Raw genomic sequence first — 18,080 nt, 5'->3', positions numbered from 1 at the left:
CCCTGTCCGCCGACGCGCGGGCGCAGGCGCCGGCCGACGGGCCGGCGCTCGACGCGCCGCTCGGCGTCGCGCGGGCGCAGATCCACGAAACCTATATCGTCAGCCAGACCCGCGACGGGCTCGTCATCGTCGACCAGCATGCGGCCCATGAGCGGCTCGTCTATGAGCGGCTCAAGGCGGCGCGGGCCGGCCGCGTCGCGCCGCGCCAGGCGCTGCTCGTCCCGGCCGTCGTCGAGCTGCCGCGCGCCGAACTCGACGCAGCCCTCGACGCCGCGCCCCTGCTCGCCGAATTCGGGCTCGTCGTCGAGTCTTTCGGCCCCGGCGCCCTCGCCGTGACCGAAGTGCCGGCGCTGCTCAAGGACCCGGACCCGGCGCGGCTCGCGCGCGACCTCGCCGCGGCGCTCGCCGAGGACGAGTCGGGCGCGGCCCTTGAGCGGCGCTTCAACCTCGTGCTGGCGACCATGGCCTGCCATCACAGCGTGCGCGCCGGCCGCCGCCTGAGGCCCGAGGAGATGAACGCGCTTTTGCGCGAGATGGAGGCGACGCCGGGCTCGGGCCAGTGCAACCATGGCCGCCCGACCTATGTCGAGCTGAAGCTGTCCGACATCGAGCGCCTGTTCGGCCGCAGCTGAGGCGTCATGGCGCGCCGGCCCTACGGCGCGAGATAGTCGAGGACGAGCAGCGGCTTCAGCGTCGCGACGGGGAATTCGCACGCATAGGAGCCTTCCGCATAGGAGCCGACGGCGTAGGCGTCGAAGGTCACGACGCCGCGGTCGGCGAAAAAGCTCCAGTCGGCGAGGTCGCCGACGATCTCGGCGACCGATTTGCGGATGGCGTCCCTGCTGAAAAAGGGGTCCGCCGTTTCTTCCCCGGTCTTCTCGACCCGCGCCTTGAGGATCTGCGCGAAGCAGTCCTGCGTCAGCTGAGCCTTGGCTTCGTGGGAAAACATGTCGAGGAAGGCGAGCTTGCGGCCTTCGGCGAGATCGACGGCGATCGAGGAGGCGCCGCTCATGCCATGCGCGCCGCCGGTGAACTGATAGATCAGCGCCTGGGCCGAGATGAATTTCGGCGAGGCGTAGGTCGCCGCGACGTCGACGTAATATTCCAGGGTCATGTCTGCGGGCAGGCCCTCGGCCGCGTCCTTGTCGCGGATCGGCGGCGCGTCCTTGATCATCGACTGGCTCCAGGCGTTGAAGGCCTTTTCGCCGCGCCCGCGCGGATCGACGAATTTCAGCACGTTGACGTCGAGATTGGTCTCGCCGGGCTTGGCCTCATGCTGCAAAAAGACCGGCGCGAGGCCGGGCGGGGCGGGGCCCGGCCCGCTCTGCGGCCGCCCGGCGAGGAAATCGGCGCGCGCCTGCGTCATTTTCGCGGCGCAGGCCGGGTCGGGCTTTTGCCAGCCGCACATGTCGTCGCGTCGCTTGAGGAAGCGCTTCTGCGAGGCGAGCAGCGCCGCGCGATGATCGGGCGCGAGGCTGCGCGCCAGCATGTCATAGGCCTGCGTCATGGCCGCGTCCGCCGCCGTCGCCTCCGGGCTGGCGCAGATCGCCTTTTCGAGCGGCGCCTTGGCCTTGCCGCAGTCGAGCGCGAAGGCCGGCGCCGGCGCGAGGCCTGCGGCGAGCCCTGCGAGCAATGCGGCCAGAAAGGCGGGAAGGACGCAGGCGGTCGGCATTGGCGCTCCACATCGACGCTTCCGAATGGGCGGTCGTCGTCCAGCATCCCCAAGGCGCGGGCTTTGCGCAAGGCCCGTCTTGATGAGGTCGATCGTCGTCCGCGCCGCCAATGTCGCGGCCGCGCCTTGCGCGAAACTGGAGACGACGCGGCGCAAAGCGCCGGCGCGCTTGAAATCGCCGCGCCCGCGCCGGATAAAGGCGCGCCGGGCGCAGGGGCCGTCCGGGCGAGGAAGAAGGCCGCGCGCCGCATGAACATCCTGCTTCTGGGCTCGGGCGGGCGCGAGCACGCCCTCGCCATGGCGATCTCCAAAAGCCCACTTCTCACAAGGCTTTATGTGGCGCCCGGCAATCCGGGAATCGCCGCGCTCGCCGAGATCGCGCCGGTCTCGGCCGCAGACGAGGCCGGCGTCGTCGCCTTCTGCAGGGCGGCCGGCGTCGGGCTCGTCGTGGTCGGGCAGGAGGTTCCGCTCGTCGCCGGCCTCGTCGACGCATGCGAGGCGGCCGGGATCAAAGCTTTCGGGCCGAGCCGGGCGGCGGCGCGGCTCGAAGGCTCAAAGGGCTTCACCAAGGAGCTTTGCGCGCGTTTCTCGATTCCGACCGCGGCCTTCGCCCGTTTCGAGGACGCCGCCAGCGCGAACGCCTATGTCCGCCGCCAGGGCGCGCCGATCGTCGTCAAGGCCGACGGGCTCGCCGCCGGTAAGGGCGTGATCGTCGCCGAGACCGTGGAGGCGGCCGAGGCCGCGATCGCCGCCATGTTCGAGGGCGCCTTCGGCTCCGCCGGGGCGAGCGTCGTCGTCGAGGCGTTCCTTGAAGGCGAGGAGGCGTCGTTCTTCGCGCTGTGCGACGGGACGCGCGCCATGCCCTTCGCCTCGGCGCAGGACCACAAGCGCGTCGGCGAGGGCGAGACCGGCCAAAACACCGGCGGCATGGGCGCCTATTCGCCGGCTCCCGTGATCGACGACGCCATGAGCGCGCGCGTGATGCGCGAGATCGTCGAGCCGACGCTGCGCGGCATGGCCGAGCTTGGCGCGCCGTTCAGGGGCGTGCTGTTCGCCGGGCTGATGATCGGCGCTGACGGGCCGAAGCTGATCGAATTCAACGTCCGGTTCGGCGATCCCGAGACGCAGGTCATGCTGCCGCGCCTCGAAGACGACCTTCTCGCCCTGCTGCTCGCCTGCGCCGAGGGGAGGCTGCCCGCCGCGCCGCCCCGCCTCAGCGATAAAGCGGCGCTGACCGTGGTCGTGGCGGCGAAGGGCTATCCCGACGCGCCGCGCAAGGGCGGCGCGATTCGCGGGCTCGACGCCGTCGCGGCGAGTCCCGGCGCGCTCGTCACGCAGGCCGGCACGCGGCTCGACGGCGAGAAGCTGCTCGCCGACGGCGGGCGCGTCCTCAACGTGACGGGGCTCGGCGCGACGGTCGCCGAGGCGCGCGGGCGGGCCTACGCCGCGCTCGAAAAGCTCGACTACGCGGACGGGTTCTGGCGGCGCGACATCGGCTGGCGGGCGCTGGAGCGGGGCTGAGTCGGGCGCGGCGGGGCTGCGGTCAGCCCGCCGCGCGTCCCGCGAAAAAAATCAGCGTGTCGCCGAAGCGGCGCGTCTCGCGGAGTGAAAAGCCCGGCGGCGGCGCGAAGGCGGCCGACGCGCTTTCCTCGATCACGACCAGCGCGTCCTCGTCGAGCCAGCCGCCCCTGAGCAGCGCTTCGAGCGCGGGCGGCGCGAGGTTGCGCCCATAGGGCGGATCGAGAAAGACGAGGCCGAAGGCCCCGAAGGGCGAGGCTCCGAGCTTCTGCGCGTCGCGCCGCAGGAGCTTCGTTTGCGGCTCAAGCCCGAGCGCAGAAATGTTGGCGCGGATGAGCGCGCAGGCCTCAGAGCCGCGGTCGACGAAGGCGACTTCGGCCGCCCCGCGCGAAGCCGCCTCAAGGCCGAGCGCGCCCGTGCCCGCAAAGACGTCGAGCGCGCGCCGCCCCTGCGCCGGCTCGCCATAGGCATGGGCCAGAATGTCGAACAGGCTTTCGCGCAGCCGGTCGGACGTCGGGCGGATGTCCTGCGCGCGCGGCGCCTTCAGCGCGCGGCCCCTGAAGCTGCCGCCGACGATCCGCACCGGCGCTCAGGGCCGCCGCCGCGGCCCGCCCGGACCGCGCGGGCCCTTGGGCGGCGATTTGGCGCCGGGCCTGCCGCCGCCTTTCGGCGCGCCGCTTTTGAACCCGGGGCCGGTTTCGCCCTTGCGTCCTGAACTCCCGGCGCCCTTGCGTCCAAAACCCGCCGCGCCCTTGCGCTCCGAGCCTTCGGCGCTTTTGCGCCCGAAGTCGCGGCTGTCCTTGCGCTCAAAACCGCCTTCAGTCTTGCGCGCGAAATCGCGGCCGCCCTTGCCCGAAGCGCCGCGGGGCTTGTCCGCGAAACGCCTGTCTTCGCCGGAGCGTCTTGCGCCGGCTTCGGCGGGGCGGGGAGCGCGGCCGCGCTTGTCGCCAGAACGCTCCAGGCCGCCGCCCGCCCTGCGCGCGCCGTCTTCCCGAGGCGTCGCGTCGCGCCTTGGGCCGCGCGCGGGCCGCGCCGGCGCCTCGACGGCCGCCGCCGGCCTGACGCGCGTCACCCGCTCGACGGCCACGACACGGCCGGTGCGGGAGGTGGTTTCGGCGCGCTCGATCCGCTTGCGGGGGTCGGCCTCGGGCCGGCGCGCCGCCTCCGCCCGCATCGTCGACACATGTTTTCGCACGCGGGGGGCAGGCTTTTCGCGCTTCGGCTCGGGCTCCGGCGTTTCGCGGCCGCGCGACGGCCCACGCTCCCCGCGACGCACGTCGCCGCGCCGGCTTTCGTCGCGGCGCGGCGCCGTGGCCTCGCGGCGCGGCGTGGGGGCTTCGCGGCGCGGAGCCGCGGCCTCGCGGCGGGGAGCGGCCTGTTTCTGCTGGGCGGCGGGCTTTGGCTGCGGCGCGTCTCCCTCGGGGCCTGAAAAATCCGCGCCGGCGGCGTCCGCGAGCGCGGCGCCGAGCTGGTCGCGCAGAATCTTTGTCTTGACCTCATCGAGCGCGCCTTCGGGGGCGTCCGAAAGCTGGAACGGCCCATAAGACAGGCGGATCAGCCGGTTGACCTCAAGGCCGAGATGTTCGAGCACGCGCTTGATCTCGCGGTTCTTGCCTTCGCGCAGGCTCATGGTCAGCCAGCAATTGGCGCCCTGCCTGCGGTCGAGCGTCGCCTCGATCTCGGCGTAGACGACGCCGTCGACCTCGACGCCGCGGCGCAGCGCGTCGAGCGCCGGCTGCTCGATCTCGCCCTTGGCGCGCACGCGGTAGCGCCGGACCCAGCCGGTCGAGGGCAGCTCCAGCGCGCGGGCGAGGCCGCCGTCGTTGGTGAGCAGCAGCAGACCCTCGGTGTTGATGTCGAGCCGGCCGACGCTGACGAGGCGCGGCGCGTCGGGAAAATGCGTCCGCACATGGTCGAACACGGTCGGGCGGCCTTCCGGATCGCGGTCCGTGGTGACGAGGCCGCGCGGCTTGTGGAACAGGAACAGCCGTGTGCGCGCGCGCGGCGCGAGCGGCGCGCCGTCGATCAGGATCTGGTCGTTCGGCCCGACATTGACGGCGGGCGAGGCCAGCACGGCGCCGTTGAGCGTCACGCGCCCTTCGGCGATCAGCGCCTCGGCGTCGCGGCGCGAGCAGGCGCCGGCGCGGGCGATGAATTTGGCGACGCGGTCGAGCCCCGGATGGGTCGATTTTTCCGCCGCCGGCGCGGCCGGCTTCGGCCCTGCGGCCTTTGGCCGCGCGGCGGGCGGCGTGCCGACAAGCGGCGCGAGGCGCGGCTTGCGGCGCGCGGGAGCGGACGGGCGGGGCGGTTTCGGCGCTTTGGGCATGCGCCCGTTTAGACTATTTTCGGCAAAACGAAAGGGCCGCCTCCGTCATCGCCGGCGCCGTGGCGCGAGAGCCGGTCAAACGCCGCCGCGACGGGCGCGTGATTCGAAGCTGCGCGGCCCGCCCCGCGCCGTTCTGGCGCGCAGGGCGCCGAACGTTGGGAAGGGCGTCGAAAGCCGGACAAGAGAGAGCCAAAACAAAAGCCCCGTCCAAGGAGCGGGGGCTTTTGTTTTGGACCTGCGGCGCGATGTTCGGGCTGCGGCCCGGCGCGTCAGTCGGGGCGGCAGGCCGGGGCGGCGTCTCCGGCGCCGGCGAAAAGGGCCGCCGGCGGAAGCTCGGGCGCGAGCGTTTCGGCGTGGCACTTGCCGGCGCAGGCCGGGTCGCAGCCGCCGGCATGCGCATGCGCGTCAAGCGAGGCGCGGGAGTCGACATGGGCGCGCATCGCGTCGTCTATGATCTTGCGCACCGTCTTGAAGCAACGTCCGCAGTTCGGGCTGCAGCCGAGACATTTATACACGGCGGAGGGCGTACGGAGATTGATCGCGTCTCCGGCGTCGATCGCGGATTTGATCTTCGCGTCGCTCAATACGTTGCAGGAACACACGATCATCGTGACACCGACTGAACCGGGACAAGGCTCTGCTAGACGACAGGATAAGCTATAAATACAGGAGCAAAGCCCTATTTGCAATGCACAAACAAAGTTTAGACTGGCTCTATAAAGAGATAGCCTGGCCGCGCCAGTTTAAAACCATTCAAAATATTTGGGCGTCGGCGGAACGGGCCGCAAGAGGCCCCAGGCGCCAGCCTGCAACAGGGGCTGCGCGGACATCCGCGGCAAAAGGCGCCACGCGCCGCGGAGCTATTGTTCGAGGCTGAAGCTGCGCATGTCGGCGCCGAGCGCGAAGCCGGCGCGTCCGGCCTCGGCCAGAACCTGCGGAAACAGCTTCGCCGCCGGCGCGCCGTTTTGTCCGATCCGCAGGCTCGTCAGCGGTTTTGGCGCGGCGATCGCGACGAGCAGCTGACGCTGGCCGGCGGCGGCGTCGGACGGCGGCCTGATCGAGAAAGAGGCGGGCTCGTCCGCGCCGCCATGCGTGGCCGCGGCGAGGCGCGCGACCCCGTCCTCGCCGACCAGCAGCACATAAGCCTCGCGGGCGCCGGCGCCTTTCACGACGCCGGAGAAGGTTTCGCCGGCGCGCCCGAGCGCCGGAGCTTCGAGCCTCACGGGCGCGGCGGTCGAGCCGCGCAAATCATTGAGGAAGGCCGCCGCCGGGCATTGGCCGGGGGCGATCTGGCGCACGCCGATGTCGGGCTCGGCGCCGCCGGGCTCGGTCAGCGCGGCGTCGAGCGCGCGGAAGGGCAGGCTCGACGGACCGAAGCCCTCGATCGCCGCCGCGCCGTCGGCGAGCGTCAGGGCTCTGGCGTAAAAGCAGTCGCCGCCGTAATCGTCGGCGAGGGACTTTTTCCGCGCGGCGAGGGCGGCCTCGCGCGCCGCGACGCTTGCGGCGTCGGTCGGCGGCGACGACGGCGCGAGCGGCCCGACCGCTGGCAGGTCGGGCGCGGCGAGGCCCGCCTGCGTCGCGGCGCGGCGCCCGGGCTGCGGCCGCCAGGCCCGACGCCGGCGCCGCCGCCGGTGCTCCAGGACCTCCCGCCTGCGCGCGTCAGAGTTTCCCGCGTCGAGCTTCGGCGGCTGCGCGCCGGCGTCTTCCTGGAGCACCGGCGGCGGCCAGCCGGGCCTGGCGGCCGCAGGGCGCGGTAGATGAAAGGCGCCGCCGCGAGCAGGGCGACGGCCACGGCCGCGGCGGCGCCGATCATGAGCGGATTGGCGCGCGTCGCGTCCTGCGGCTTGAGCGCGGGCTGGGCGGGTCTTGGCCTTGGCCGCTGCGGGCGGGGCGCGGCGTCGATCCGGTAGCCCGCGACCTCGGCCATCGAGGCCGGCCTGTCGGCCGGGTCCGGCTGCAGCATGTGCTCGATGAGCGGGCGCAGCCTTTCGTCGACCGGGCCGAGGTCCGGCACGACGCGGCGCTTGTCGATCACGTCGACATGATTGCCGCCCATGTCGATCGGCGCGCCCCGCAGCGCCTCGGCGAGCACGAGCCCCAGGCTGTAGATGTCGGATTTGGGGGTGATCTCGCCGCCGTAAAGGCCGAGCTGCTCCGGCGAGACGTAATTATACTTGCCGGCGAAGCCCGCGCCGATCACCGTGCCCTCGTCTTCGAGGCGGGTCGAGCGGGCGATGCCGAAGTCGATGATCTTGGCGCGGCTCATGTCGCCGCCGGGAATGATGACGTTGTCGGGCGAGACGTCGCGATGGATGATGCCGCGCTCATGCGCGGCGTTGAGGCCCGCGGCGATGCGCTGGGTGAGGCGCAGGGCGGCCTCGAACGCGAGCGGGCCGCCGCGCAGCATGGCCGACAGCGACTGGCCGTCGACATATTCCATGGCGAGATAGGGCCGCCGCAGCACGGGATCGACGGTGAACACGTAATAGCGGACGATCGCCTCATGGTAGAGGTTGTGCAGCGCCGAGGCTTCCTTGCGGAACAGCGCGAAGGCGGCCTCGGCCTCGGCGAGGTCGGAGCGGATGAGCTTGATCGCGACGGGGTCGCCCGTCTGGATCGCATGGCCCTTGTAGATCTCGCCCATGCCGCCGGCGGCGATCGGCTCGTCGATCTCATAGATGCCGTTGAGCTGCGTTCCCGCCGGAATGATCGGCCGGGTCGACCCGAAGGCCGCGGCCTGGTTCATGATCGCGGCCAGCGCGCCTTCGCCGCCTCGTCCTGGGCGAAGACGATGGTCGAGCCCATCGGGGCGTAGCGGGCGGCGACGACGGTCACATTGTCGCTTGCGCCGCGCTCCATGGTCAACGCGACGAGCCGGTCGCACGCGCCCTGCGGCGGGGCCGAGCGGGCGGCCTCCAGAATTTCCGCGTCGCTGACGTGGTTGGTGAGGCCGTCCGAGCAGAGGATGAACACGTCTCCCTTTTCGAGCACGCCCTGTGCGACCTCGACCTCGAGCTCCGGATAGACGCCGACGGCGCGGGTGATGACGTTGCGGCGCGGCCAGCTCAGCGCCTCCTCGGCGGTGAGCACGCCCTCGGCGACGAGTTCGGCGACCTCGGTGTGGTCGCGCGAGAGCTGGGCGATCTCGCCGCGCCGCACAAGATAGATGCGGCTGTCGCCCGACCAGACGCAGGCGTAATAGCCCTCCCAGGCGAGCACCGTGGCGACGGTCGCGCCCATCACCGCCCCGCCGCGCCCGGCGGCGATCTCGATGAGCCTAGCGTTGGCGCCGGCGAGCCTGTCGCGGCAGCGCGCGAGCAGGTCGGCGACGGAGTCGGGCTCGTTCAGCTTGCCGAGCTCGCCGACGACGACGGAGCTTGCGAGCCGCCCGGCCTCATGCCCGCCCATGCCGTCGGCGACGGCGAAGACGCCGATTTCGGGCATGAGCAGAAAGGCGTCCTCGTTTTCGAGCCGAACCTTGCCGACGTCGGAGGCGGCGGCGCTTTCGAATTGTCCTGAAACGTTTTTCATCGCGCCGGTCCTTTTTCGCGCCGGCCCGGACGGCGGCTCCGGGCGCGGCTCCTCCCTAGCGTGTTTCAGCCGCGCGGGACTCCGCTTTCGTCGGCCGCCTGCGGCGACGGCCCGAACATGGCCGAAAAGGCCGCGCCCTGCGGCAGCCCGGCGGCCGCGAGCGCCAGCGGCGGAACGTTCTCGCCGCCGATGGTCCACCAGACGCTCGCCTCATCCTCTTCCGCAGGGCTCGCCCAGGGCGCGAGCGCGGCGAGAGCCTGTGCGGCGGCGCCCGGCGCGTCGTCTCCCCCCGCGTCCCCGGAGAGCCCCTTGAGACGGCCAAGGAGCGCGCCGGTCTCGGCCTCGGGATCGAGCGCGTCGAGCAGCAGCGCCTCGGCGTCGTGGAACCAGGCCTCGCGCGCCGCGCGCGTCGGCGGCGCGAGCGGGCGGCCTTCGCCGTCAAAGCCCATCAGCGTCAGCGGATACATCCGGCCGAGCGCGTCGACCGAGGCCATCAACGCGCCGACGAAGGCTTCGCCGCAGACCGCCGGGCCGAGCCAGAAGCGCCAGATCGGGGCGCGATGGTAATGCGCCGCGAAGGCCGATTCGCCCTGCAGCGCGCGGGCCTCCTTCATGACGGCTTCAAGCCATGGCTCCCACAAGCGCAAAAAGGCGCGCGGCGCGCCGGCCGCGACGAAGTCGCGCCGGGCCGGGAGCTTGCCGTAGAGGCCGCAGCGCATCGGCTCAGCTCCCGCCGGGGCAGCGGAAGGCGCGCAGCCCTTCGAGGTCGAACGGCTTCAGGCCCGCCTGCGGATTGGCCGGCGTCGCGGCGAAACGGAAGGCGAGCGACTTGCCGCCGAGAGAAAACACGGCGCGCTGGCCGTCGACCTCGGCGGCGTCGAGCAGGCGCAGCACCGACCACAGGCCCTGTTTCAGCAGCATCGGCGGCTGCGCCGCCGACGACCGCATGGTGAGCAGGGCGCGGTGATATTCGGCCGCGCCCGGCCAGACGAGCTGGGCCGCGCCGGAGCCGCCCTGGATCGAGGTCGCGTCGATGTCGAGCCTGACGCCGCTGACGGCCGGCGGCGTGACGGCGTAATTGAAGCCCGGCGCGGCCGAATCGCCGGGGAAATAGGCGGCCCTGATCTCGCCCGCGCGCCTGAAGTCGGCGAGCGCCTCGGGCGGGATCTGGCGCGACAGCGGCCCGTCGCCGCGCCACGTCCATTGCGGCCCCGACATGTCGACGGCGGGCGCGAGCACGCCGGAGACAAAGGCGTCGATGAGCCCGCCGGGGCCGAACACGCGCGCGAAATCCTCAAGCTCGACGTCGCGGACGGCGTCCTTGTCGAAGGGATAGCGGCTGGCGATCTTTTCCTGGCAGGTGAGCGCGATCTCGTTGCGCAGCCGCGCCATGGTCTGGGCGGCGCCGGCCGCGCCGATCTCGGCGAGAATCTCGTCGCCGGCCCGCGCCGCCATGGCCGCAAAGGGCGGCGGCAACTGCCCGGTCTGGGTCTTCATGCGGGCGACGCCGCTTTCGACGCGCTCGGCGAGGCCCGTCTGGGCGCCGGGCTCGACGGCGAGGCGCGTCAGGTCGAGGCGCAATTCATTGAGCTCGGCCAGCGCGCGGTCGATGATCCGGGCGCCGGGGTCCCCCGCGACGAGCTTGTGATAGGGCGCGAGCGCGGCGTCGATCCGGGCCGCGGGCGTCTCTCCCGAGGCGCCGACGACGGAGGCGCCGTCGGCTTCAAGCTGCGTCTCGTCGCGGATCGATTCGAGCAGGCGCGCGACCGGCGAGGTGACGGAGGCCGCGGCCGTCAGCGCCGGATAGGCCGGCCGGTCAGAGGTCAGCGGACGCGCCTTGAGCGCGTCGATCGCCGATTTCCAGGCGGCGATGAAATTCGTGGCGTAGGCGTCGGCGAGCGTCTCCTGGAGCTTGTCATATTGGGCCGCCATCTCCGGCGTTCGCCCGGCCGCGCCCAGAACCCAGCGGTCGCGCTCCATCTCCTCGATGGTCGCGGGCAGGCCCTTGAGAAAACCCTCATAGCCGGCCCTGGTGTAGAAATAGGGGACGGCGACGCTCTCGACCGAGGGTTCAAAGACGATCAGCGCGCCGGGCCCGCCGGCCTTCACCGCCGTCCAGTCCGGCCGCAGCGTCGCCTTCGCCTGCGTCTCCATCAGGCGCAGGGCGCGCGTCGAAACGCTCTCGGCGGCGATCGCGGCCTGCGCCTTCTCGACGAGCGGCCCGTCGAGGCCGACCCGCGGCGCGCGCCCGGATTCGAGGTCGATCAGGGCGGTGAGATGCTGTTCGAGCTCCTTGCGGCCCTCGGCGTTCTTTGGGCCCGGATAAAGCGTTTCGGACCAGTCGCGCTCCATGAACGAGACGAGAAGATCCCGGTCGACCCGCTCGAGCCCGCCGAGCATCAGATAGACCTTCAGCGCGTCGAAGCGCGCCGAAGGGTCGCCCGCGCCGGCGAGCAGCTCTTCGAGCCGGTAGACGAGCCGCGGGCGCAGCATGCGTTCGAGCCCGACGCCATAGGCGGTTTCGGCGGCCGAGCGCAGCCGCGCCGACTGGTTGAGGCCGAGCTCGGAGCCGCCCTGCGCGGCCTTTGTCTCGGCGTAGCCGCCCGGCAGGTAGCGCAGCGCATGCAGCGCCGGCAGCGCCTTCGACAGGTCGCGGTCGGCGATCTCGTCGGCCGCGCCGACCCCGCGCGAGGCGGCGGGATAGGCCGCGACGGCTTCCTCGAAATGATCGAGCCGGTCGAGGTTGCGGGCATAGGCGAGCCACAGGCCGAACAGCGCGAGCGGCGTCGCGACGAGCAGCGCGGCGAAGGCCGAGAGGCGCGCCAGGCGCCGCGCGCGCCCGGTCGAGACCCACCCGGCCTCGCCGAACACGACCTTCTTGAGCAGGTCGCCGAGAAAGAAGCTCCGCCCCTGGCCGGAGGCGAGCCGGGCCCCCGCGGCTTCGGCGCCGAAGCTCTTTGACAGCGCGCCGATGAGCTGGTCGATCGGCGCGCCCTGCTGCGTGCCGGAGGTGAAATAGAAGCCGCGCAGCGGCGCGGCGATCCGGTAGCGCGAGGGATCAAAAATGGCGTCGAGGAAGGACAGCACGGGCTTTTCGAGCGCGGCCATCTGCGCCGGAAAGCCGAAGGCGAGCGCGCGCGTCGCGACGTCCTTTTCTTCGTCGAGGCGCTTTTCGGCGAGCCGGTTCAGGGGGTCGAGCAGCGCGGCGAACTCCGGCCGGGCGCAGAAAAGCATGGACTTCGTCTTGTCCATGGTCTGGAAGGTCGCCCCGAACACCTGCGCCCGGCCGTCCTCGTCGAGATCGCCGAAAAACTCCATGAAGCCGATGACGAGATCGGCCTTGGTGAACAGGGCGTAGACCGGAAAATCGACCTTGAGGCGGTCGGCGAGCTCGACGAGCCGGGCGCGGATCGCCTGCGCATGGGCGTCGACCTCGGCCGCGGGCAGGGTCAGGAGGTCTTCGAGGCTGATCGCGACGAGAACCCCGTTGATCGGCTGGCGCGGCCGGTTCTTCTTCAAAAGGTCGAGAAAGGCGAGCCAGCTCTTGTGGTCGGCCCTCGTGTCCGAATCCTGCGTCGTGTAGCGGCCGGCGGTGTCGATCAGCACGGCGTCTTCGGTGAACCACCAGTCGCAATAGCGCGTGCCGCCGACGCCCTTGACGGAATCGGGCGTGAGGCCCTCGGCGAGCGGAAACTCGAGCCCTGAATTGACGAGCGCGGTGGTCTTGCCGGAGCCCGGCGGGCCGATCAGCAGGTACCAGGGCAGGTCATAGAGATAATTGGCCCGGCCGCCGCGGGCGCGCAGCACGCCGAGCGCCTCCTTCATGCGCTCGGCGAGCACCGGCGCGTCGCCGTCCTCGGCGAGGCTCGCGGCGATCCGCTCCGCGCCGGCGCGCCGGCGCATGAGGCGCAGCGCGCCGGCGCCGCCGACGAGCGCGAGCATCAGGCCGATCAGCGCGAGGCGCTGCGGCGGCTCCTCGAAAGGATGCGCTCCGCCGAAGGAGACGAGCGGCGCGGCGAACCAGATCAGCAGCGCGAGCGCGAGCGCGCCGGCGAGGCTGACGAGGATGCGGAGCCAGAATTTGCTGATCATGGAATAAGCCGCCTTGCCGAAAATCGCGTTCCTGCCCGCCGCGCCGCGCTAGTCGCTGCGCGGCACGACGATCTCGACCCGGCGGTTCTTCGCCCGGCCCTCGGCCGTGTCGTTCGGCGCGATCGGCGCGTCGGCGCCCTTGCCCTCGGTCTCGACCCGCTCGGGATTGGAGAGCGACTGCTTGAGCAGGTCGCCGACGGTTTTCGCGCGTTCGAGCGAAAGCTCGAAATTGGACGAGAAGCGCGCGTTGGAGATCGGCGTGTTGTCGGAATGGCCGACGACGCGCACGGCGCCGCGCCCGTCGTCGAGCGCCATGGCGACATACATCATGAGCGGCTTCACGTCGTCGAGCACGGTCGCCCTGCCGGGCGGGAACAGCGAGCGGTCGACGATGCGGATGACGATCTGGTTGGGCCCGGCGTCGACGCTGAGCGCGCCCGATTCGATGTTGGGCGCGAGCACGGTGCGGATATGGTCGAGCTGCGAGACCTGCGCCGGGGAGGGCGGCGGCGGCGGCGGCGGCGCGACCGGCTCCTTGCGCGAGATGGCCACGGGCGCGACGGGGTTGAGCCCGGCCGCCGCGACCGCCGCGGCCTCGGCCTTCGCGCCGAGCGAGAGGCGGAAGCCGACATAGGCGCCGAACACGGCGAGGCCCGCGACGCCGGCCGCGGCCCACAGCGGCACGCGCAGCCGCAGGGCGCGGGCCGGCAGATTCTGGCCGCGCCAGCGCGGCGACAGCGCGGCCGGCGGCGGCGTGGCCTTGTCCATGAGCGCGCCGAGCTCCGCGCGCGCGACCTCCGAGTCGCGCGTCGCGAAGGCGAGCGCGAGACAGGCGTGCAGAAGCTCGATCAGGCCGTAATGGGCGGACGGGTCGGCCTTCGCCCGCGCGATCTCGTCATAGAGGCGGGGGGCGCCGTCGCTCTCGCCGAAGAAGCGCGTCGCGAGCGAGGCCTTGCGCACGCCCCCGATCTCTTCTTCGGGGAGATGCGCGAGCACTTCGTCGGCCGAGGCGCAGAGCGCATATTTGGCGGCCGTCGCCTCCTGCGGGGCGACGCCGGCCGCGAGCATGGCGCGCTCCGCCTCCTCGATCGCGGCGGCGATCTGGGGCGCCGGGTTGCGCCCCTGGGCGCGCAGCTGCGCCGCCCTGAGCCGGCCGAGCAGCAGCAGCACCGGCGCCGCGGCCTGCATCATCGGGTTGGCGTTCGGCGCGGCGAGCGCCTCGCCCTGCGTCAGCGCCTTGCGGGCCGGCGCGGGGTCGGCCGGCCTTGTCGGAACGCCGCCCTGCGGCGCGGCGGGGCGCCGGCCGGCCGGGTTGGGGCGAAACACGGTGCGGTCGTCCGGCAGGCGGTCGGCCGAGAAGGAGACGACCGTCATGTCGGAGGAGGCGGGCGCAAAGCCCTGCGCCCGGTCGGCGCCGGACGGCGGCGCGGGGGCTGGGTCCGTCGGCCGCGCGTCGTCGCGCGGCGCCGCGGCCTGGCGCGGCGCCGGGCGGAAGATGGTGCGGTCGTCGCGCTCCGGCGCCGCGGGCTTGGCCTCGTCTTCGTCGCTCGTCACGGCGCGGTCTCGCTCCCGATCCTGCATGGCGGCGCGTCGGCGCCCCCGGTCTGCGGCCCGGTCGCTCGCGCGCCGGGCTTTTCTCCAAGGAAAGCGGGCGCTAGCCGCCGTCCTTGGCGTCATCGTAGCATTGCGAAAAGTAAAGCATGAAGGCGTCGACGAGCCCGTCTTCGTGGCGCAGGCTTTTCGCCCGCCAGCGCGCGAGGAACACGTCCCAGAGCCGCGCCTTGTGACCGCCGAACAGGGCGGCGAGGGCGCCGTCCGACCCGGCCTCGGCCTCGATCTCCCTGGGGTCCAAGTCCTCGACCAGCATGCGCGCGGCCTGCCGCATGGCGGCGTAGGTCGAAATCTGATGCGCCTTGAGGTCGAGGAAGGCCGCCTCGAAGGCGCGTCGCGCGTCGAGATAGCCGGCGGTGCGCGGCCCGAACATGATCTTCAGCGCGTCCTCGGGGGTCGGCGCGAACTTCAGCGGATTATTGTCCACCGCCTGGATCATGGTCTGGCTCGAGGCCCGGGCGAAGCCCTTGGCGTGCGAGCGGGCCTTGAGGAGCTGGGTCATGTCCTCGACCGCGCGGCGCATCAGGGCGCCCATCTCCTCGCCGACCTTGAGCGGGTCGCGCCGCGAAAAAACATGCTCGGGCATGCCGGCGCCCCGGGCGAAAGCTTTCAGGAAATCCTCGGCGCTCGGCGCGCCGGCCGCGGCCTCGGCGTGCGCCCCGGCGGGCTCGGGCGACGCGGCCTCGGGCGCAGCGAGATTTTCACGCAAGGGAGCGGCCGGGCCATGGGCCGGCTCCGGCTCGGACGCGGCCTCTGCGGCGCGCAGGTCAGGGCCGCGCAGGTCAGGGCCGCGCAGGTCGGGCGCGCGCAGGTCCGGGCCGCGCAGGTCGGGCGGCCGCGCGTCGAAGGGGCGCGGCTGGCCCTCCGGCGCTTCCGGGGCCTCGGGTTCAGGAACCCGGAGGCTGGCGGCGGTCTGGGCCTCGACGCGCCCTGCCTCCGCGGCCGGCGCCTCGCCGGCGGCGCGCGCCGCCGGCCCGGACGAAAACCCGGGCGCGGAGGTTTCGGCCCAGGGATCGTCCTGCGGCCCTGGGGCGAACGGCGTCCGGGCCGGGTCGGGATCGGCCCAGAGGTCGGCTTCGGGCGGGGCTTGCGCTTCGGGCGGGGCTTCGGGCTGGACTTCAGGCTGGACTTGCGCTTCGGGCCGGGCCTCGTCGGGGCGCGGGAAGAAGCCGCGCGGGCGCAGCATGGTGAAGGGCTTTCCGGCGGCCTCGGCGGCCTGCCGCGCCTCGGCGATCTCGTCGGGGGGCGCCGCCGACGGCGGCGCGGCGGTCTCGACGGCGATCGCCTCCGCCACCTGCCGCGCGATGATCGGGTCGAGCGGCGCGCCGGGGCCGGGCTCGATCAGGGGCTCGGCCGCGTTCGGCCAGAGCGTGCCGGCCCGCGGCGCCGGCGCCTCGGCGGGTTCGTCGAGCGCGACGAGGATGACATAGGAGCCGATCGCCACGCGGTCGCCGTCGCGCAGCCGGTGCGGCGACTGCACCCGTCGCGGCGAATCATTGAGGAACGTGCCGTTGGTCGAAATGTCGTTCAGCCAGTAGGCGCCCTCGCGGAAGCGGATTTCGCAATGGCGCCCCGAGATGAAGCGGGTGGGGTCGGGCAGGGGCCAGTCGACCCCTGCGGAGCGGCCGATGTCGACGCCGCGGCCGTCGGTCAGGCTGACGCTGGTCGGAGCCCCGTTCGCAAGGCTCGCCTCATTCTCGATGGTCAGGGTCAGCGTCATCGCGGCCTCCCGCCGGCTTCAAACGACAGAACAAAGATAAAGCTTTTGTTTCCGCGACTTCGTAGCTTGGAGCGAACTCCCCCGGCATAGCCCAAACGCGCGATCCGCGCCACAGCATCGCCATCGTCGCCCGGCCCGAAGTGCGGCGCCGCACGGGGACGCGCGGCGCGAGATTGTTTAGGGGCCGGGGCGCGCCTATGTTTGGGTCCATGTCGCGCCGGCCGGCGTTCCGCGCGGGCCGCGCGCCGTTTCGCGCCGACGGACAGAATGCTTCATCCGGTTCGGATCCTGACCGTGCTCCTGTTCGCCTGCGCCGCGCTTGCGGCGGGGCTCGGGGAGGCGCGCGCCGAGCGCCGCGTGGCCCTCGTCATGGGCAACGCCGCCTACAAAAATCCCGAACTCGTCCTGCCCAACGCCCGCAACGACGCCGAGGACGTCGCCGCCGCCCTGAAGAAGCTCGGCTTCGAGGTGCTGCTCGAAACCGACGTCGACCTCGCCGCCGCCGGCAAGGCGATCCAGCAGTTCGCGCGGCTCGCGGCCGACGCCGACGCCTCGCTGTTCTTCTACGCCGGCCACGCGGTGCAGCATCAGGGGCACAATTATCTTCTTCCGGTCGACGCCGAGATCAACGACGAGATCAGCCTGGCGTTCGGGGCCGTCGGCGTCGACAACGTGCGCGGCGTGCTCGATCGCGCGAAAGGGGTCAAGATCATGGCCCTCGACGCCTGCCGCGACAATCCCGTCGCGGGGCGCCTCGCCCGCGCCGACAATGGCGTTTCGGCCGCCCCTGAGCGCGAGGCGCGGTCGCGGGGTCTGCGCCGCGGCGACAGGCCCGACGAAATCCTCATCGCCTTCGCCGCCGCGCCGGGCTCGGTCGCCTATGACGGGGACGGGCGCAACAGCCCCTTCACCAAAGCCTTCCTGAAACGCCTCGCCGAGCCGGGCCTTGAGGTCGAGACGCTGTTCCGGCGCGTCGCCGGCGACGTGATCGCCGCGACCGACGGGCGCCAGCGGCCCGAGACCTACGCCGCGCTCGCCGGCGACTATTATCTCAACGAGGCCGACCGCCTTGCCTGGGAGAAGGTGAAGGACTCCGACGATCCCGCCGTCCTGCGCGATTTCATGGAGCGCTTTCCGTCGTCTTTCCACGCCATCGAGGCGCGTTATCGGGTCGTCGCGCTCGAACGCGCCCTCGCGGCGCAGAAGGAACGCGCCCTGCGCGAGGCCGAAGCCGCCCGCCGCGAGAAGGAGGCCGCCGAGCGCGCCGCCGCCGAGCGCCTGCGGCAGGAGACCGAGAGGCAGCGGCAGGAGGCCGAGCGCCGGCGGCTGGAGCAGGAGGCCGCCGTTCTTCGGCAGAAACAGGAAGCCGCCTGCGGCGGCGAGCGCGCCGCGCTCGCCGCGGCTCCCGCGCGCGACCCCGAGGCGCTGCGCCGTCTTTTGGGCGGGGCCTGCCCCGAGGCGGTCGCCGCCGCGCGCCAGCGCCTCGCCGAGCTTGAGCGCGTCCTCGCCGCCGAGGCGGAGGCGTGCCGGAAGGAAGACGGCGCGCTCGCCGCGCTCGGGCCGCGCGACCTCGACGGGCTGCGCGCGGCGAGCGCCTCGACCTGCCCCGC

At 72.5% G+C, this 18,080-nt stretch carries 13 protein-coding genes and 1 pseudogene; 3 read left to right on the top strand and 11 right to left on the bottom strand.

Translation table 11 applies throughout. From position 1 onward, the window contains the following. Nucleotides 1–632, top strand: a pseudogene (locus tag ACILRB_RS14960) (DNA mismatch repair protein MutL); the annotation flags it as partial. A gap of 20 nt (nucleotides 633–652) precedes the next feature. Here ACILRB_RS14960 and ACILRB_RS14955 read toward each other — a convergent pair. Next, on the bottom strand, nucleotides 653–1,672 hold the full coding sequence (locus ACILRB_RS14955) for a PdaC/SigV domain-containing protein (RefSeq protein WP_395667094.1): 1,020 nt from the start codon (nucleotides 1,670–1,672) through the stop codon (nucleotides 653–655). Between the two features lie 249 nt (nucleotides 1,673–1,921). Between ACILRB_RS14955 and purD the strand changes: the two genes are divergently transcribed. Further along, nucleotides 1,922–3,193, top strand: a complete 1,272-nt coding sequence (gene purD, locus ACILRB_RS14950) for a phosphoribosylamine--glycine ligase (protein ID WP_395667093.1) — start codon at nucleotides 1,922–1,924, stop codon at nucleotides 3,191–3,193. Between the two features lie 22 nt (nucleotides 3,194–3,215). Here purD and rsmD read toward each other — a convergent pair whose 3' ends face one another. From rsmD to tagH, 10 genes are all read right to left on the bottom strand, one after another. Further along, a complete protein-coding gene (gene rsmD / locus ACILRB_RS14945; RefSeq protein WP_395667092.1) occupies nucleotides 3,216–3,773 on the bottom strand; it encodes a 16S rRNA (guanine(966)-N(2))-methyltransferase RsmD in 558 nt (185 codons plus the stop codon). Nucleotides 3,774–3,779: 6 nt separating this feature from the next. Next, nucleotides 3,780–5,516, bottom strand: a complete 1,737-nt coding sequence (locus tag ACILRB_RS14940) for a pseudouridine synthase (RefSeq protein WP_395667091.1) — start codon at nucleotides 5,514–5,516, stop codon at nucleotides 3,780–3,782. A gap of 269 nt (nucleotides 5,517–5,785) precedes the next feature. Then, on the bottom strand, nucleotides 5,786–6,124 hold the full coding sequence (locus tag ACILRB_RS14935) for a bacterioferritin-associated ferredoxin (protein ID WP_395667090.1): 339 nt from the start codon (nucleotides 6,122–6,124) through the stop codon (nucleotides 5,786–5,788). A gap of 252 nt (nucleotides 6,125–6,376) precedes the next feature. Then, nucleotides 6,377–6,814: a hypothetical protein gene (locus ACILRB_RS14930; RefSeq protein WP_395667089.1), complete on the bottom strand. Its 438-nt coding sequence runs from the start codon at nucleotides 6,812–6,814 to the stop codon at nucleotides 6,377–6,379. 110 nt (nucleotides 6,815–6,924) lie between these two features. Continuing rightward, nucleotides 6,925–8,262, bottom strand: coding sequence for a serine/threonine-protein kinase (locus ACILRB_RS14925; RefSeq protein WP_395667088.1), 1,338 nt, complete (start codon nucleotides 8,260–8,262; stop codon nucleotides 6,925–6,927). Continuing rightward, nucleotides 8,259–9,047 (bottom strand): PP2C family protein-serine/threonine phosphatase, encoded by a 789-nt coding sequence (locus ACILRB_RS14920; RefSeq protein ID WP_395667087.1) that lies wholly within the window; start codon nucleotides 9,045–9,047, stop codon nucleotides 8,259–8,261. The genes ACILRB_RS14925 and ACILRB_RS14920 overlap by 4 nt, the downstream gene beginning before the upstream one ends. 65 nt (nucleotides 9,048–9,112) lie before the next feature. Further along, nucleotides 9,113–9,766, bottom strand: coding sequence for a type VI secretion system-associated protein TagF (gene tagF, locus ACILRB_RS14915; protein WP_395667086.1), 654 nt, complete (start codon nucleotides 9,764–9,766; stop codon nucleotides 9,113–9,115). Between the two features lie 4 nt (nucleotides 9,767–9,770). After that, nucleotides 9,771–13,139 carry a type VI secretion system membrane subunit TssM gene (gene tssM / locus ACILRB_RS14910; protein ID WP_395667085.1) on the bottom strand — a complete coding sequence of 1,123 codons (3,369 nt, stop codon included), beginning with the start codon at nucleotides 13,137–13,139 and terminating at the stop codon, nucleotides 9,771–9,773. A gap of 48 nt (nucleotides 13,140–13,187) precedes the next feature. Next, complete coding sequence (tssL, locus tag ACILRB_RS14905; protein ID WP_395667084.1) at nucleotides 13,188–14,693, bottom strand: type VI secretion system protein TssL, long form; 1,506 nt, start codon at nucleotides 14,691–14,693, stop codon at nucleotides 13,188–13,190. A gap of 100 nt (nucleotides 14,694–14,793) precedes the next feature. After that, nucleotides 14,794–16,470 carry a type VI secretion system-associated FHA domain protein TagH gene (tagH, locus tag ACILRB_RS14900; protein ID WP_395667083.1) on the bottom strand — a complete coding sequence of 559 codons (1,677 nt, stop codon included), beginning with the start codon at nucleotides 16,468–16,470 and terminating at the stop codon, nucleotides 14,794–14,796. A gap of 267 nt (nucleotides 16,471–16,737) precedes the next feature. Between tagH and ACILRB_RS14895 the strand changes: the two genes are divergently transcribed. Continuing rightward, on the top strand, nucleotides 16,738–18,080 hold a 1,343-nt coding region (locus ACILRB_RS14895; RefSeq protein WP_395667082.1), incomplete at its 3' end, for a caspase domain-containing protein.

Origin of the sequence: Methylocella sp., from assembly GCF_044226135.1 — a bacterium.
Taxonomy (GTDB): domain Bacteria; phylum Pseudomonadota; class Alphaproteobacteria; order Rhizobiales; family Beijerinckiaceae; genus Methylocapsa.
Note: the sequence above shows the minus strand (reverse complement) of the source record. Positions and strands in the feature narration are given on the sequence as shown.

Excerpts from the sequence above, each read along its gene's own strand:
- ACILRB_RS14955 (WP_395667094.1), bottom strand. The coding sequence starts at position 1,672 with ATGCCGACCGCCTGCGTCCTTCCCGCCTTTCTGGCCGCATTGCTCGCA.
- purD (WP_395667093.1), top strand. The coding sequence starts at position 1,922 with ATGAACATCCTGCTTCTGGGCTCGGGCGGGCGCGAGCACGCCCTCGCC.
- ACILRB_RS14940 (WP_395667091.1), bottom strand. The coding sequence starts at position 5,516 with ATGCCCAAAGCGCCGAAACCGCCCCGCCCGTCCGCTCCCGCGCGCCGC.
- ACILRB_RS14935 (WP_395667090.1), bottom strand. The coding sequence starts at position 6,124 with ATGATCGTGTGTTCCTGCAACGTATTGAGCGACGCGAAGATCAAATCC.
- ACILRB_RS14925 (WP_395667088.1), bottom strand. The coding sequence starts at position 8,262 with ATGAACCAGGCCGCGGCCTTCGGGTCGACCCGGCCGATCATTCCGGCG.
- ACILRB_RS14920 (WP_395667087.1), bottom strand. The coding sequence starts at position 9,047 with ATGAAAAACGTTTCAGGACAATTCGAAAGCGCCGCCGCCTCCGACGTC.
- tagF (WP_395667086.1), bottom strand. The coding sequence starts at position 9,766 with ATGCGCTGCGGCCTCTACGGCAAGCTCCCGGCCCGGCGCGACTTCGTC.
- tssM (WP_395667085.1), bottom strand. The coding sequence starts at position 13,139 with ATGATCAGCAAATTCTGGCTCCGCATCCTCGTCAGCCTCGCCGGCGCG.
- tagH (WP_395667083.1), bottom strand. The coding sequence starts at position 16,470 with ATGACGCTGACCCTGACCATCGAGAATGAGGCGAGCCTTGCGAACGGG.